The 15,791-nt window shown below is 68.3% G+C and carries 16 protein-coding genes; 9 read left to right on the forward strand and 7 right to left on the reverse strand.

Going from position 1 to position 15,791, the window contains the following annotated elements; genetic code table 11:
• Positions 1-27 precede the first annotated feature (27 nt).
• The 6 genes from ACK59X_RS32165 (at position 28) to ACK59X_RS32190 (ending at position 5,059) form a co-directional block, all read left to right on the forward strand.
• Positions 28-789 (forward strand): SDR family oxidoreductase, encoded by a 762-nt coding sequence (locus ACK59X_RS32165; protein ID WP_409963137.1) that lies wholly within the window; start codon positions 28-30, stop codon positions 787-789.
• Between the two features lie 68 nt (positions 790-857).
• A complete protein-coding gene (gene moaA, locus ACK59X_RS32170) occupies positions 858-2,000 on the forward strand; it encodes a GTP 3',8-cyclase MoaA (RefSeq protein ID WP_409963139.1) in 1,143 nt (380 codons plus the stop codon).
• A 50-nt stretch (positions 2,001-2,050) separates the two neighbouring features.
• Positions 2,051-2,680: a molybdenum cofactor guanylyltransferase MobA gene (gene mobA, locus ACK59X_RS32175; protein ID WP_409963141.1), complete on the forward strand. Its 630-nt coding sequence runs from the start codon at positions 2,051-2,053 to the stop codon at positions 2,678-2,680.
• A 34-nt stretch (positions 2,681-2,714) separates the two neighbouring features.
• On the forward strand, positions 2,715-4,013 hold the full coding sequence (glp, locus tag ACK59X_RS32180) for a gephyrin-like molybdotransferase Glp (protein WP_409963143.1): 1,299 nt from the start codon (positions 2,715-2,717) through the stop codon (positions 4,011-4,013).
• A 309-nt stretch (positions 4,014-4,322) separates the two neighbouring features.
• Entirely contained in the window at positions 4,323-4,646 is a 324-nt protein-coding gene (locus ACK59X_RS32185; protein WP_409963145.1) for a thioredoxin family protein, read from the forward strand.
• A gap of 83 nt (positions 4,647-4,729) precedes the next feature.
• The gene (locus ACK59X_RS32190; RefSeq protein ID WP_409963147.1) at positions 4,730-5,059 is read left to right on the forward strand and encodes a metalloregulator ArsR/SmtB family transcription factor; all 330 of its coding nucleotides are present in this window, start codon (positions 4,730-4,732) and stop codon (positions 5,057-5,059) included.
• A gap of 6 nt (positions 5,060-5,065) precedes the next feature.
• Here ACK59X_RS32190 and ACK59X_RS32195 read toward each other — a convergent pair whose 3' ends face one another.
• The 5 genes from ACK59X_RS32195 to ACK59X_RS32215 all read right to left on the reverse strand — a co-directional run bounded on the left by ACK59X_RS32195 (position 5,066) and on the right by ACK59X_RS32215 (position 10,879).
• Entirely contained in the window at positions 5,066-5,836 is a 771-nt protein-coding gene (locus tag ACK59X_RS32195; RefSeq protein WP_409963149.1) for an SDR family oxidoreductase, read from the reverse strand.
• Between the two features lie 45 nt (positions 5,837-5,881).
• Positions 5,882-6,988: an SMP-30/gluconolactonase/LRE family protein gene (locus ACK59X_RS32200; RefSeq protein WP_409963151.1), complete on the reverse strand. Its 1,107-nt coding sequence runs from the start codon at positions 6,986-6,988 to the stop codon at positions 5,882-5,884.
• 62 nt (positions 6,989-7,050) lie between these two features.
• Positions 7,051-8,658 (reverse strand): galactarate dehydratase, encoded by a 1,608-nt coding sequence (gene garD / locus ACK59X_RS32205; protein ID WP_409963153.1) that lies wholly within the window; start codon positions 8,656-8,658, stop codon positions 7,051-7,053.
• Between the two features lie 43 nt (positions 8,659-8,701).
• Positions 8,702-9,853: an L-talarate/galactarate dehydratase gene (locus ACK59X_RS32210; RefSeq protein ID WP_409963155.1), complete on the reverse strand. Its 1,152-nt coding sequence runs from the start codon at positions 9,851-9,853 to the stop codon at positions 8,702-8,704.
• Positions 9,854-9,919: 66 nt separating this feature from the next.
• Positions 9,920-10,879 (reverse strand): Bug family tripartite tricarboxylate transporter substrate binding protein, encoded by a 960-nt coding sequence (locus tag ACK59X_RS32215; protein ID WP_409963157.1) that lies wholly within the window; start codon positions 10,877-10,879, stop codon positions 9,920-9,922.
• 368 nt (positions 10,880-11,247) lie between these two features.
• On the opposite strand from ACK59X_RS32215, the gene ACK59X_RS32220 reads away from it, so the two are divergent.
• A complete protein-coding gene (locus tag ACK59X_RS32220) occupies positions 11,248-12,261 on the forward strand; it encodes a LacI family DNA-binding transcriptional regulator (RefSeq protein WP_409963158.1) in 1,014 nt (337 codons plus the stop codon).
• A 17-nt stretch (positions 12,262-12,278) separates the two neighbouring features.
• Here the strand turns inward: ACK59X_RS32220 and ACK59X_RS32225 are convergent, their stop codons facing one another.
• Positions 12,279-13,529, reverse strand: a complete 1,251-nt coding sequence (locus ACK59X_RS32225; RefSeq protein WP_409963160.1) for an MFS transporter — start codon at positions 13,527-13,529, stop codon at positions 12,279-12,281.
• 195 nt (positions 13,530-13,724) lie between these two features.
• Positions 13,725-14,207 carry a VOC family protein gene (locus ACK59X_RS32230; RefSeq protein ID WP_409963162.1) on the reverse strand — a complete coding sequence of 161 codons (483 nt, stop codon included), beginning with the start codon at positions 14,205-14,207 and terminating at the stop codon, positions 13,725-13,727.
• A gap of 172 nt (positions 14,208-14,379) precedes the next feature.
• Here ACK59X_RS32230 and ACK59X_RS32235 point away from each other — a divergent pair, with 172 nt between their 5' ends.
• Both ACK59X_RS32235 and ACK59X_RS32240 read left to right on the forward strand, forming a co-directional pair.
• Positions 14,380-14,883: a YbhB/YbcL family Raf kinase inhibitor-like protein gene (locus ACK59X_RS32235; RefSeq protein WP_409963164.1), complete on the forward strand. Its 504-nt coding sequence runs from the start codon at positions 14,380-14,382 to the stop codon at positions 14,881-14,883.
• Between the two features lie 10 nt (positions 14,884-14,893).
• On the forward strand, positions 14,894-15,790 hold the full coding sequence (locus ACK59X_RS32240; protein WP_409963166.1) for a helix-turn-helix transcriptional regulator: 897 nt from the start codon (positions 14,894-14,896) through the stop codon (positions 15,788-15,790).
• The last annotated feature ends 1 nt before the right edge of the window (position 15,791 follow it).

Here is a 15,791-nt window from a genome sequence, read left to right on the forward strand (position 1 = left end):
CATTTTTCCAACACAGGGAGACACTCCATGCGTGCACAGAACAAATCCGTCATCGTCACCGGCGCCGGCAACGGCATTGGCGAGGGCATAGCCAAGCGCCTGGCGGCCGAGGGCGCCAAGCTCATCGTCAACGACATCAATGAAGCCGGTGGCCAGCGCGTGGTGGCCGAGATCACCGCAGCCGGCGGCACAGCCGCCTTCTTCAAGGCCGACGTGACCAACTCCGCACAGGTCAAGGCCTTGGTCGATGAAGCCGTGCGCCTGTACGGCCAGCTCGACGTGATGGTCAACAACGCCGGCTGGACGCACCGCAACCGCCCCATGCTGGAGGTGAGCGAGGAAGAGTTCGACAAGGTCTATGCCATCAACATGAAGAGCATCTACCTGTCGGCCATCCACGCCGTGCCGGCGCTGCGCCAGGTGGGCGGCGGCAGCATCATCAACATCGCCTCCACCGCCGGCCTGCGCCCGCGCCCGGGACTGACCTGGTACAACGGCTCCAAGGGTGCCGTGATCATCACCAGCAAGTCCATGGCGGCCGAGCTGGGCCCGGACAACATCCGCGTGAACTGCATCAACCCCGTGTTCAACCCCGACACCGGCCTGGCGGCCGAGTTCGCGGGCGGCCCGGTGGACGATGCGCGCCGCGCCAAGTTCCTGGCCACGATTCCGCTGGGCCGCTTTTCCACCGCGCTGGACGTGGCCAACGCCGCGCTCTACCTGGCCAGCGACGAGGCCTCGTTCATCAACGGTGTGTGCATCGAGGTCGATGGCGGCCGTTGTGTCTAACCTGTAGGTCTTAAGGGCAAGCTGCAGTGCAGCATGCCAAAAACGGCAACTGCGGCAAAATCGGCCCCATGGCCGAACGTGTGATCCCCCTGGTGGACCAGCGCATCGCCGCCCTCCGGGCGGTGGTGCCGCCGCATGCCCAGGCGCCCACCGGCCACCTGGTGGACACGCGCGGGCGGGCCTTGCGTGACCTGCGCATCAGTGTGACGGACCGCTGCAACTTCCGCTGCAGCTACTGCATGCCCAAGGAAGTCTTCGACAAGGACTACCCCTACCTGCCCCATAGCGCGCTGCTCAGCTTCGAGGAGATCACGCGCCTGGCGCGGCTGTTCCTGGCGCATGGCGTGCGCAAGATCCGCCTGACGGGCGGCGAGCCGCTGCTGCGCAAGAACCTCGAAGTGCTGATCGCGCAACTGGCGCAGTTGCGCACCGTGGACGGCCTGCCGCCCGATCTCACGCTCACCACCAATGGCTCGCTGCTGGTGCGCAAGGCCCGCGCGCTCAAGGATGCCGGCCTGAACCGCGTGACGGTGAGCCTCGATGGCCTGGACGACGCGGTGTTCCGGCGCATGAACGACGTGGACTTCCCCGTGGCCGATGTGCTCGCGGGCATCGAGGCCGCGCATGCGGCGGGGCTGTCGCAGATCAAGGTCAACATGGTGGTCAAGCGCGGCACCAACGACCACGAGATCCTGCCCATGGCGCGGCACTTCCGCGGCACGGGCACCACGCTGCGCTTCATCGAGTACATGGACGTGGGCGCCACCAACGGCTGGCGCATGGACGAGGTGCTGCCCTCGGCCGAGCTGATCGCGCGCCTGCGCGCCCACCTGCCCCTGGTGCCGCTGTCCCCCACCAGCCCGGGCGAGACGGCCGAGCGTTGGGGCTACGCCGATGCCAGCGGCCGGCACGACCCTGCGCTGGGTGAGGTGGGCGTGATCAGCAGCGTGACCCAGGCCTTCTGCCACGACTGCAACCGCGCCCGCCTGTCCACCGAAGGCCGGCTCTACCTGTGCCTGTTCGCCAGCCAGGGACATGACCTGCGCAGCCTGCTGCGCGGTGGTGCGGATGACGAGGCCATCGCGGCCGCCATCGGCGCCATCTGGCAAGGACGCAGCGACCGGTATTCGGAACTGCGCGGCAGCCTGCCTGCCGACACCGCCATGCCAGGTGCCGCGCGCCGGGTGGAGATGAGCTACATCGGCGGCTGAGCCCGCGCGGCGCAAGCCGCCAGCCCGCTACGCCACGCAGCAGCGCACGCATGATCGACCCGCAGCACATCACCGGCCTGGTCCTCGCAGGGGGACGGGGCGCTCGCATGGGCGGGCTGGACAAGGGCCTGCAGCTGTTTCGCGGCCTGCCACTGGCCCAGCATGCGCTGCGGCGCCTGCAACCGCAGGTGGGCACCCTGCTGCTCAATGCCAACCGCAACCTCACGGCCTATGCGGCCTTCGGAGTGCCGGTGTGGCCCGATGCCCAAGCGGACTACCCCGGGCCGCTGGCGGGGTTTCTGGCGGGGCTTACGCACTGCACCACGCCGTGGCTGCTCACGGCGCCGTGTGACACCCCCCTCTTCCCGAGCGACCTGGCGGCGCGCCTGGCCGAGGTGGCAGAGCGCGAGGGCAGCGACATCGCCATGGCGGCCGGGCCGGAGCCCGATGCCCAGGGCCAGCCCGTGCTGCGCCCCCAGCCCGTGTTCTGCCTGCTGCGCGCCACGCTGCGCGACAGCCTGGCCCACCATGTGGCGGCCGGCGGCAGCAAGGTGCGCGTCTGGGCCATGCAGCAGCGCTGCAGCGTGGTACCGTTTGACCGACCCGGCGATGCGCCCGATGCCTTCGCCAACGCCAATACGCTGGCCGAGCTGCAGGCACTGCAGTCGCCCACCGACTGACATTGCGCCCCCTCACGTTGCGCCCCGCCTGCCCATGAAACCCATCGCCCAGATTGCCGCCGAACTGCCCGGCTACGACCCCGACGCCATGGGCGTGGAGCAGGTCGGCGCCGTCTTGGCGCAACTGGTGGAGCATCCGGTGGCGCAGGCGGAAGAAGCCGGCATCTTCGACGCGCTGGGCCGCGTGCTGGCCGAGGACGTGGTCTCGCCCATCGACGTGCCCGCGCACGACAACTCGGCCATGGACGGCTATGCCTTCGCGGGCGCGCAACTGGCGCCCGGCCAACCACTGACCCTGCGCGTGGCAGGCACGGTGATGGCCGGCCACACCTTTGCAGGCACGGTGGCGGCAGACGAGTGCGTGCGCATCATGACCGGCGCCCCCATGCCGCCGGGGCTGGACACGGTGGTGCCGCACGAGCTCACCACACCTGCCGCCGAACCAGGCCACATCACGGTGGCCGCCGATGCCGTGCGCCCGGGCGGCAACCGCCGCCGCGCGGGCGAGGACCTGCCTCGGGGCGGCACGGCGCTGGCACGGGGCGAGCCCCTCACCCCCGCGGCCCTGGGCTTGCTGGCCAGCCTGGGGCTGGCACGCGCCACCGTATACCGGCGCCTGCGCGTGGCGGTGTTTTCCACCGGCGACGAGATCCTGAGCCTGGGCGAAGCACCGCGCCCCGGCGCGGTGTACGACAGCAACCGCTACACCCTCTTCGGCCTGCTCACGCGACTGGGGGTGCAGGTGATCGACCTGGGCGCCGTACCGGACGACCCGGCCCGCATTGCCGCCACGCTGCGCAGCGCGGCGCAGCAGGCCGATGCCATCATCACCAGCGGCGGCGTGAGCGCGGGCGACGCCGACCACACGCGCAGCATGCTGCACAAGCTGGGCGACGTGGCCTTCTGGCGCGTGGCCGTCCAGCCCGGGCGGCCGTTGGCCGTAGGCCGCATCCGCCCGCCGGGAGTCGATGCAGGCCCGGGTGCCCTGCTGTTCGGCCTGCCCGGCAATCCGGTGGCGGTGATGGTGGCCTTCCTGGCCTTCGTGCGCCCGGCGCTGCTGCGCATGATGGGCCACACCCGCGCCCAGCCCCCGCTGCTGCGCGCCACCACCACCGAAGCGCTGCGCAAGCGGCCTGGCCGCACCGAGTACCAGCGCGGCATCGTCGCCACCGCGCCCGACGGCAGCCTGCAGGTGCGCAGCACCGGCAACCAGGGCTCGGGCGTGCTCAGTTCCATGGTGCGGGCCAATGGCCTCATCGTGCTGGAACGTGATCGCGGCCCCGTGGCCGCGGGCGAAGTGGTCGATGTCATGGTGTTCGAAGGAAGCATGTGACTCCCCCTGAGTCGCCTTGAGCCTCCGCGCTGCCGCCGGAGGCGGCTGCTCTTCGTTGCCATCCAAGCCTGCGCAGGCAGGCTTGGAGCTGCGGCACTCAGGCCCTGAGGGGGAGACGCCACCCGTGGCCTGGCGAAGCCAGTTCCACGGTGGCGCTGGCTTCCAGCGTGCCCGTAATGCAGACATCGGGGAAAGTCGCGGTGTCATCAATAACTGACACGCCCATGCGGTGATCACCTCTGCCCTACCCTTGGGCCATTGCCTACGCTGAATCATCCCCATCTGGAAAAGACAGGAAGAGAATACGCCGTGCCCTACGCTGCCAAACACCTTGTACAACCCCCGTCGCGCGATGAAGTGGACCAATTGGCCGGGGCCACCGTGGTCGAGTTCGGCACGCCCTGGTGCGGCCACTGCCAGCGCGCCCAGCCGCTGATCGAGGGGGCCTTGAAAGACCGCGCCGATGTGGCCCACGTCAAGGTCGAGGATGGGCCGGGCCAGCGCCTGGGGCGTACATTCGGCGTGAAGCTCTGGCCCACCCTGGTCTTCCTCAAGGATGGCAAGGAAGTGGACCGCCTGGTGCGGCCCCAGCTGGCGGCCGATGTGCAGCAGGCACTGCAGGCGGTCGCATGACTGCCGGACGGCGCATCATTACTTAGTGTTGTACTTAAATACGCAATTAAGTAAATTTTCTGGCCAACCGCTAGAATGGCCGAATGGAAAAAATCTTCGAAGCGCTTGCGTCCACCCCCCGGCGCAAGATCCTGGCCTACCTGTCCGAGACCGAGCTGTCGGCGGGCGAGATCGCCGCGCGCTTCGAGATGAGCAAGCCCTCGCTCTCGCAGCACCTCAAGGTGCTGGAGAACGCAGGCCTCGTCACGTCGGAAAAGCGCGGCCAGTTCGTCTACTACAGCCTGCTGCGCGACAACCTGGCGCACACCCTTACCGGCTTCATGCAGAGCGTGTGCCCCGTGTCCACAGGGCTCAAGAAGGAAAGCCGCGCTCTGGCCCAGAGCAAGGCCAAGGCCAAACCGGCTACTGAATAGCGCTTTTTATCCGCGTCCGGCGAAGGGCATGTTGGATGCCATCACGGTCATGTTGAGCACATTCGCACTCAATGGCAGGCCGGCCATGTAGCTCACCGCCTCCGCCACATGCTTCACGTCCATCAGCGGCTCGGTGGACATGGTGCCGTTGGCCTGGCGCACGCCCTCGCCTTTGCCCATGCGCGCAGCCAGGTCGGTCAGCGCATTGCCGATGTCGATCTGGCAGCCCACGATGTTGAACGGACGTCCGTCTAGCGCCAGGCACTTGGTCAGGCCCAGTACGGCGTGCTTGCTGGCCGTGTAGGGGCTGCTGAAGGGCCGCGGCGTGTGGGCCGAGATGGAACCGTTGTTGATGATGCGCCCGCCCTGCGGCGACTGGCGGCGCATGAGGCCGAAGGCCGCACGCGCGCACAGGAACACGCCGGTGATGTTGGTGTTCACCACATCGAGCCACTTCTCCACGGGCAGTTCGTCCATGGGCACGGCGGGCGCGCCGATGCCGGCATTGTTGAAAAGCACGTCCAGGCGGCCGCACTCTTTCTCGACGGTCTGGAACAGCGCATCGACGCTGGCCGGGTCGCGCACGTCGGACACCACGGCCAGGGCCTTGCCGCCCGCCGCCTGGGTCTCGGCCACCAGGGCGTCGAGCAGTTCGGTGCGGCGGCCGGTGGCCACGACGTGGAAACCGTCCTTGGCGAGCTGCAGGGCTACGGCACGGCCGATGCCGCTGCCGGCACCGGTGACGAGAGCGACTTTCTGTGGGGGAAGAGAGGACACGCAATGACTCCTGTTGGATAGGTAAAAGCTGGCGAACGCGGAACATTACACTGCTCCGTGCGACTCCACGTACAGCGCATACAGCGAGTGGCTGCTGGTCATGTACAGCCGGTTGCGCTTGGGCCCGCCGAAGGCAAGGTTGGCGCAGCGCTCGGGCAGGCGGATGAAGCCGATGGGCTTGCCCTCCCGGTTGAAGACCTTCACGCCGTCCATCTCCTCGGACTTGCCCGTGGGCAGGTGCGCTTTCATGCCGCCGCCGATGTCGGTGGGCTCGGCCGCCACGGCGCCCGTGTAGCCCCAGCCGCACCACAGGTTGCCGTCGCGGTCCACCTTGAAGCCGTCGAACGCACCGGGGCCGGCGGCGTCGATGAGCTTGGTCTTGTTGGACACCGTGGCACCGTCGGCCGACACATCGTAGGCCCAGATGCTGCGGTTGGGCGTGCCCTTCCACTCCACCACGTAGAGCTTCTTCTCGTCGGGCGAGAAGGCGATGCCGTTGGGGTTGACCAGGTCGGTGATCACGGCGCTGAGCTTGCCGTCGGGCGCGATGCGGTAGACGTTGGTCGTGGCCTGCTCGGGCATGGCGCGCGAGCCCTCCCATTCGCCGTTGATGCCGAAGGTGGGGTCGGTGAACCAGACGCTGTCGTCCGACTTGACGACGATGTCGTTGGGCGCGTTCAGGCGCTTGCCCTCGAAGCGGTCGGCCAGCACGGTGATGCGCCCGTCCTTTTCGGTGCGGGTGACGCGGCGCGTGACCGAATGCTCGCAGGTGATGAGCCGGCCCTGGCGGTCGCAGACATTGCCGTTGGCGTAGTTGACATTGGTCTTGTGCACCGAGAACTGACCGGTCTTCTCGTCGTACTTCATCAACCGGTTGTTCGGGATGTCGCTGAGCAGCAGGTAGCCGCCCTCGGGGAAGTAGGCCGGCCCCTCGGCCCAGCGCATGCCCGTGCCCAATTGCTCCACCGTGCTGCTGTAGATGCGGTACTTGGTGAAGCTCGGGTCCAGGATGAACACCGACGGGTCGGGGTAGCGCTGGTTGGGCTTGAAGTCGAAGGCCTGCGCGCCTGCCAGGCCGCTGAGCGCGGCCACGCCGGTGCCGGCCGCCGTCTTCAGGAACTGGCGGCGGGCCTGGTTCTGGGTTGTCGTCATCTCTCTTGTCTCCTGTTGTGGTTTTGAATGAAGGGAATTGGAATGCGGCTTCGGCCGCAGTGTCAGGTGACGGGTGCTGGATTGAAGAGGACCAGCGCGTTGTGCAGCTTCCACTGCTCGGCCCAGGTCTTCTTGCGGCCGCTGGCCACGTCGAGCATGCGCTGGAACCTCGCCCAGCCCACGTCGGCAATGGTCTTCTCGCCGGTGGCGATGGTTCCGGCATTGATGTCCATCAGGTCGTGCCAGCGGCGTGCCAGGTCGTCGCGCGTGGCCACCTTGATGACGGGCACCTCGGCCAGGCCGTAGGGCGTGCCGCGGCCGGTGGTGAAGACGTGCAGGTTCATGCCCGCGGCCAGCTGCAGCGTGCCGCAGATGAAGTCGCTGGCGGGCGTGGCGGCGTAGATCAGGCCCTTTTGCTTGAGCTTTTCGCCCGGCGCGATGACGCCCGAAATCGGCGAGCTGCCAGACTTGACGATGGAGCCCATGGCCTTTTCCACGATGTTGGACAGGCCGCCCTTCTTGTTGCCGGGCGTGGTGTTGGCGCTGCGGTCCACCCGGCCGCGCTGCAGGTAGGCGTCGTACCAGGCCATCTCGCGGATCATGGCCTCGGCCACCTCGGGGGTGGAGGCGCGCGAGGTGAGCTGGTCGATGCCGTCGCGCACCTCGGTCACTTCCGAGAACATCACGGTGGCGCCGGCGCGCACCAGCAGGTCGGTGCAGTAGCCCACGGCCGGGTTGGCGGTGACGCCCGAGAAGGCGTCGCTGCCGCCGCATTGCACGCCCACCACGAGTTCGCTGGCAGGCACGGTTTCGCGCCGGCGCGCGTTCAGGCGCTCCAGGTGCAGCTCGGCCTGGCGCAGGATGGAGTCGACCATGGACATGAAGCCCACGTGCGCATCGTCCTGCAGGCACACCACGTCGAGCGGCGTGTCGGCGCTGGTGCCCGTATCGGCCACGTTGCGCTCGTCCACCAGGGGAATGCTGCCGGGCGGCAGAAGGCGCTCGGGCTGCAGCTTCTCGCAGCCCAGGCTGACCACCATCACCTCGCCGCCGAAGTTGGGGTTGAGCGAGATGTTGCGCAAGGTGCGGATGGGGATCACCGCATCGGGCGCGTCGATGGCCACGCCGCAGCCGTAGGTGTGCTCCAGCGCCACCACGTCGTCCACGTGGGGAAAGCGCGGCAGCAGCTCGGCCTTGATGCGCTGCACGGCGAAGTCCGTGACGCCCGCCACGCACTGCACGGTCTGCGTGATGGCCAGGATGTTGCGCGTGCCCACCGAGCCATCGGCATTGCGGTAGCCCTCGAAGGTATAGCCTTCCAGAGGCGGCTGCGGCTCGGGCTTGACGGTGGCGATGGGCAGGCCTTCGAGTTCGCGCGCCTCGGGCATGCGCAGCAGGCGCTCGTGCACCCAGCTGCCCGCGGGGATGGCTTTGAGCGCATAGCCAATGGGCACGTTGTAGCGGCGCACCTCGCCGCCTTCGGGAATGTCCACCAGCGCCACCTTGTGCGCCTGGGGCACCTTGTCCACCAGGGTCAGGCCCGAGGGGAACACCGTGCCCGCGGGCAGCCCACCGTCGGTGGCGACGATGGCGACGTTGTCGCGCTCGTCCATCTTGATGTGCAGGGGCGGCCGCGCCGGGGTCGCGGTGGATGCGGTGCTATCGGTCATGGGGAGTTCTCTGTGCTGTTTTTCTCAATCTACCGCAGGCGCTTCAGGGGCGCTGTCCGACCTCGGCCACCTCGCGCGTCCAGGCGCGCGCCTGCTCGCTCAGGCTCAGGCCCAGGCCGGGGCGCGTGGGCACGAGCATGCGGCCGTTCTGGATCTCCAGCCGCTCGTTGAACAGCGGCTCCAGCCAGTCGAAATGCTCCACCCAGGGCTCGGTGGCATACACGGCGGCCAGGTGCACATGCAGTTCCATAGCGAAGTGGGGGCCCAGGCTCAGTCCGGCCTGCTCGGCCTGCCCGGCGATCTTGAGGAAGGGCGTGATGCCGCCCACGCGCGGCGCATCGGGCATCAGGTAGTCGGCCGCGCGGTGGCGGATCAGCTCGCCGTGCTCGGCGGCGCTGGTCAGCATTTCGCCGGTGGCGATGGGCGTGTCGAAGGTCGCGGCCAGGGCGGCGTGGCCCTCGAAGTCGTAGGCGTCGAGCGGCTCCTCGATCCACACCAGGTTGAATTCTTCAAAGATGCGGCACATGCGCTGGGCCGTGGGGCGGTCCCATTGCTGGTTGGCGTCCACCATCAGCGGCACCTGCTCGCCCAGGTGCTTGCGCACGGTCTCCACGCGCTGGATGTCCAGCGCCCGGTCGGGCTGGCCCACCTTGAGCTTGATGCCGCCGATGCCGCGCTCGATGGAGGCGCCCGCGTTCACCACCAGTTGCTCGATGGGCGTGTGCAAAAAGCCGCCCGAGGTGTTGTAGCACTGCACCGAGTCGCGCTGCGAGCCCAGCAGCTTGGAGAGCGACAGCCCCGCGCGGCGCGCCTTGAGGTCGTACAGCGCCACATCGAAGGCGCCGATGGCCTGGGTGGACATGCCGCTGCGCCCCACCGAGGCGCCGGCCCAGCACAGCTTGGTCCACAGGCGCGAGATGTCGCTCGGGTCTTCGCCGATCAGTGCGGGCGCGATCTCCTTGGCGTGGGCGAACTGCCCGGGTCCGCCCGCGCGCTTGGAATAGCTCAGCCCTAGGCCCTTGTGGCCGTCCTTGGTCTCGATCTCGGCGAACAGCATCGCGATCTCGGTCATCGGCTTCTGGCGGCCGGTGAGCACCTTGGCATCGCTGATCGGGTTGGCCAGCGGCAGGTAGCACGAGGAGATGCGGACCCAGGCGATGGAATCGCCAGCGGCGGAGAGGGTGGAGGCTGTCATGGGCAGGGGCTGGGGAAGATCAGGGAAAACAAAAAGCCCCAAGGCTGCGCCTCGGGGCCGGTGACATCAATCAATAGAAATCTTGCCGGTCTCGATCACCGTCTTCCAGCGCGCGTATTCCTTCTTCTGGAAATCAGCGAACTGGGCTGGCGTGTTGACCACCATCTCGAAGCCGATGCCGACGAACTGGTCCTTGACCTTGGGGTCGTTGAGCGCTTCGGCAAAGGCGGCATGGGCCTTCTCGCGCACGGCGGGCGGCAGGCCCTTGGGCGCGACGATGGCCTGCCAGGAGGTGACCTCCACGTTCTTCACGCCGGCCTCGGTCAGGGTGGGCACATCGGGCAGCACGGGCGAGCGTGCGGCGCTGGTGACGGCCAGGGCGCGCATCTTGCCGCCCTTGATGTACTGCACCACCGAGTTGACGTTCTGGAACGAGGCATCCACCTGCCCGCCCATGATGTCGGTGTGCGCGGGCGCGCCGCCCTTGTAGGGCACGTGGATGGCGGTGGTGCCGGTCTGCTGCCAGAACAGCTCGGCCGTCAGGTGGTCGCTGGAGCCGTTGCCGGCCGAGGCAAAGGTCATCTTGCCGGGATTGGCCTTGAGGTGGGCGACCACATCGGCCACCGACTTGAGCGGCGAGTTGGTGGGCACGACGAGCACATTGGGCGACTGCACGGCCACGGTGATCAGGTCGAAGTCCTTGAGCGCGTCGTACTGCATTCCCTTGAGCAGGTGCGGCGTGATGACCAGCGGGCCCAGCGAGGTGACCAGGAAGGTGGCGCCATCGGCCGGCGCACGCTTGACGAAGGTGGCGCCGATGGTGCCCGTAGCCCCCGCCTTGTTCTCCACCAGGAAGGACTGCTTGAGCTTGTTGGTGAGCAGCGGTGCCACGGCGCGGGCCACCTGGTCGGTGGAGCCGCCGGGCGGGAACGGCACGACCAGGGTGACGGCCTTGTCGGGCCAGGCCTGGGCCTGCGATGCCAGTGCGGCCAGGCCGAGGCACAGGGCGGTGAGTGTCTTTTTCATGCGTTGTCTCCTTGTTGGTAAAAACAGCCCCCGGTACTGGCCCGCCTATCCGGCGCCATGCCTGGAGGATGAGGCAGCTTCCCGCCTCAAAATGGTAACGTTGTCATTTTTGGCAAATGATCCAGGTCTATCGACCCGCTCATCCTTCAGAAGGCGAAACCTTTCCGAAAAACCTTTGCTACCGTTCGGGGCCAAATGATATCGTTGTCATTTTTGCCAGTCAAGCCGGCATGCAGAGGGTTTGGGGGGCCGCCGTAGCGCAGGCCACGCGCAGGCGCGCCAGGCCTGACCCGGCCTGGATTTTTGGTAGGGTACGGGCTTCTCTTCCGATTGCGCCCCGCCCTGCCCTTGCGTCGCCGTACCTGCCCATGAACACCCCCTCCCCTTTCAAGCCCGTCACCCTGCACGATGTGGCCAAGGTCGCGGGTGTGTCGCTCATCACCGCGTCGCGCGCGCTGAGCAACCCGGGTGTGGTGTCGGACAAGACCATCGCCAAGGTGCGCGAAGCCGTGGACGCCACGGGCTACATCCCCAACCTGCTTGCGGGCGGCCTCAAGTCCAAGCGCAGCCGCATGGTCGCGGCCATCGTGCCGGCGCTGTCAGTGTCGCAGTTCCTGCCCACCGTGCAAAGCCTGACTTCGGCGCTGGCCGCAGGCGGCTACCAGGTCATCGTGGGCCAGACCAACTACGACGCCGAGCGCGAGGAGGCCGTGCTCAACACCATGATCAGCCGCCAGCCCGACGGCATCGTGATGACCGGCCTGGTGCAGTCACAGAAGGCGCGCGAGCGCCTGGCGCGCTCGGGCATCCCGGTGGTGGAAACCTGGGACCTGAGCGACCGGCCGGTGGACATGGTGATCGGCTTTTCGCACCTCAAGGTGGGTGGTGCGGTGGGCGGCTATTTTCTCTCGCGCGGTTGGAAGAAGGTGGGCGTTGCCACCGGCAGCGACCACCGCGCCATGCTGCGCCGCGAAGGCTTTCTGGCCACGCTGGGCCGCAACGACGTGCCCACCGCCGTGGTGCCCGCACCCAGCAGCCTGGCCCTGGGCCGGCGCGCCCTGGCCGAGCTGCTGGACAAGGAGCCGGGCCTGGAGGCCGTGTGCTGCAGCTCCGACACCCTGGCCCACGGCGTGCTGGTGGAGGCCCAGGCACGCGGCCTGCGCGTGCCCGAGGACCTGGCCGTGGTGGGCTTTGGCAACGCCGAGTTCGGCGCGCACATGGTGCCCTCCATCACCACGGTGCATGTGGACGGGCCCGAGATCGGCCGCCTGGCGGCCCAGCTCATCCTGGCGCGCTGCAATGGCGAAACGGTGGAGCAGCCCATCGTGGACCTGGGGTTCCGCATGATCGAGCGGCGCTCCACCTCGGTGGATGCGGAGTAACCGGAGGGTGCACGGGTCTACGCCCTGCGCCCCAGCCGCACGGTAGCCAGCAAGGCCAGCGCCACGCAGGTAGCCGCTGCCCCCACCAGGAATGCCATGGTGATGCCGAACCACTGCGTGGCCACACCCACCACCGGCCCGGTCACACCCAGCGCAATGTCGGCAAACGCAATGAAATTGCCCACGGCGCGGCCGCGCAGATCGGGCGGTACCGAGCGCGTGGCAAGCACCCCCATGGCCGGGAACACGAGCGAGAAGCCCAGCCCGGTGAGGGTGGCGCCGAGCACAGCCATGGCGGGGCTGCCGGCCTGCCAGATCAGCAACTGGCCCACGGCTTCGAAGGCCAGCGAGCCCATGGCGACAGCGGTGGCGCCAAAGCGGTCCGGCAGGCCCGAGCCGACCAGGCGCACCAGGATATAGGCCGCGCTGAAGCCCAGCAGCGCCGTGCCTGCATGCGGCCAGCCATGGACCGCATAGTCCAGCGTGAGGAAAGCCGCCATGGCCGCATAGGGCACGGTGGCCAGCGCCAGCACCAAGCCCGGCCGCCAGATGAGGCCCAGCACGCGGTGGAACGGCACGCGCTGCTGGCCGCCCGAGGCCGGCACCGCCGGCAACCGCAGTGCAATGGCCCAGGCCACCAGCGGCGTGAGGCATGCGAGCACACCCACACCGGCAAAGCCAAAGGCCGGCTGCACCGCCAGCCCCAGCGGTGCGCCCAGGCCCAGTGCGGCATAGATGGCAATGCCCACCCAGGACATGACGGCACCCGTGCGCGCCGGCCCCACGCGGGCGATGCCCCAGCTCATGAGGCCGGTGAGGAACAGGCTTTCACCCAGGCCTGCAACCGTACGGCCCAGGATCAGCACGGCCAGGCTGGCTGCAGGGGCCATGGGCAGCACGCTGGCCAGCACATAGGCCAGGCCTGCACAGGCCGTGAGCGGCAGGCCCAGCAGCACGGCAAAGCGCGGCCCGCGCTGGTCGCACAAGGTGCCGGCCTGGTGGCGCGTGAGCAGGGTGGCCAGCGACTGCAGGCCGATGGCCCAGCCGACTGTGGCTGCGCCAAAGCCCAGGTGGTGGCCCACCTCCAGCGCCAGGGCGCCGAGTGGAATGCTGATGGACAGAAAGCCCAGGAACACCGCCAGCACCACTGGCGCAAGCCCCGCGAACACGGACGAAGACACGGGTGCCGCCCCGAGCAGGCGCACGGGTGCAACGGAAGAAGAAGACTCGGAGGGAGAGGAAGAAGAAATGGGGATACGTGACGTCATAAAGCGCGCCTCTTTAACGCCGAGACACGCCCTTACTGGGCTCCTCTCGACAAAGGACGCGTTGGATGACGGTAACGCTTACGGCAGGCCGGCGAGCGGCTGCGGGGCGGATTATGGCGTGCGGTTTTGCTGCCCGTCAACCGCACCAGATAAAAAATTTTCCGGTGCGATTACGGGCAAGCCGTGCACGCAGGATCAGCCGCGAACCGCCTTTTCTATCGCCGCCACGTCGATCTTCTTCATCGGCATCATGGCCTGGAATGCCCGCGCGGCCACTTCCCCGCCCTGGGCCATGGCATCGGTCAGCACACGCGGCGTGATCTGCCAGTTGATGCCCCAGCGGTCCTTGCACCAGCCGCACTGGCTCTCCTGACCGCCGTTGCCGACGATGGCATTCCACAGGCGGTCGGTTTCGGCCTGGTCGTCGGTGGCGATCTGGAACGAGAAGGCCTCGCTGTGCTTGAACTGCGGGCCGCCGTTCAGGCCGATGCAGGGGATGCCCGCCACGGTGAACTCTACTGTGAGCACCTTGCCCTTCTTGCCGCCGCCGGGGTAGTCCGACGGGGCCTGGTGCACGGCCGTCACTTGGCTGTCGGGAAAGGTCTGGGCGTAGAAGTTGGCAGCGGCCTCGGCCTCGCTGTCGTACCAGATGCAGACGGTGTTCTTGGCGGCGGGCATGCGGGTCTCCGGTGTGGAAAAGCGCCCAGTGTGTCGCGCCCAGGGCGCGCCTGCAACCCACGGTCTGTAGGACACCGGCTTGATCGGATTGGCACAGAATGCGATTGGCGCGGCACCCTTCGAAAGCACCTCGGAACCTAGACTTTCCTCACACCCATCATCAGGAACCGACATGCCTTTCAGCACCCAACCCTCCTTCACCGTGCACAGCCCCGACATGGCCGATGGCCGCGTGGCGCGCGCGCAGTTCGCCAGCGCCATGGGCGGCCCGGGCGACAACCTGTCGCCGCAGATTGAATGGCAGGGTGCGCCGGCCAGTGCGCAGAGCTTCATCGTCACCATGTATGACCCCGATGCACCCACCGGCTCGGGCTGGTGGCACTGGGCCGTGGCCAACATCCCCGGCAGTGCCTGCGCGCTGCCGCGTGGCGCGGGCGTGGCAGGCACCAGCGCTCTGCCGTCGGGAGCGGTGGAGATCAACACCGACATGGGCGTGCCCGGCTATGTAGGGCCCCTGCCCCCGCCCGGCGAGACGCACCGCTACGTGGTCACCGTGACCGCGCTCGATGTGGCGCGGCTGGACCTGTCGCCGACGGCCACGCCGGCGCTGTTGTCCTTCATCGCCGGAGCCCATACGGTGGGCAAGGCCACCTTCACCGCCATGGGCGCACGCTGAAGAACGCGGCATGGCCCACCCTCCCATACGCAACGCACGCCACGCCCCGGCCGACGGAGCCGCCCTGGCCCGCAGCATCCACGCACTGCCCGGTGTGGGCATGGCGGCCCATGTGCTGCAGGGCCGCGGGCTGGAAATCCTGCGCATGCGCATGGACCAGCCAGCGCTGATCCTGGTCGACCAGGGCACCAAGACCGTGCGCGCCGAGCGCGGCTCATCAGCCCGCGCCGAGCCCGGGCAGGCCATCGTGATCGACGGCCAGCAGACGGTGGACTTCACCAACGCCGTGCCCCGCGGCGTGGACCATTACGAAGCCCGCTGGCTGGTGTTCGACACCGCGCTGCTCGAAGACCCCTACTACCGGGCCCGCGCCGCGCAGGCCGAACGCTCAGGCACCACGGGCGCATCGGTGCGCCTGGTTCCCCAGGTGGCACCGGCACTGGCGAGCGCGTTCGGGCGCGCCGCGCAATCGCTGGCACCGGAGGAAGCCCTGCCCGCACCCATCTCGCGCCTGCGCGTGCTGGAGGTATTGCACTGGCTTCTGGAGCAGCACGGCGTGGCTCTGCGCGCGCCGCAAGCGCATGCCGATGTGTCCGCCAAAGTGCGCGCCCTCATCACGGGCCGGCTCGACACCGAATGGACCGCCGGCCGCATCGCCAGCGAGCTGGCCGTGTCCGAAGCCACCTTGCGCCGCCGCCTGGTGGCCGAAGGCGCATCGCTCACCCAGCTGCTGGTGGACGCACGCATGGCCACCGCGCTCACGCTGCTGCAGGCCACCGCGCAGCCGGTGTCGTCCATCGCGCTGTCGGTAGGCTATGAATCGCCCTCGCGCTTTGCGGTGCGCTTTCGCCAGCGCTTCGGCTTTGCCCCCACGGCCGTGCGCGGCCATGAACGTGGCGCCGCCTGAT

It is taken from the genome of Acidovorax sp. (assembly GCF_046339755.1).
Lineage (GTDB): Bacteria > Pseudomonadota > Gammaproteobacteria > Burkholderiales > Burkholderiaceae_C > Acidovorax.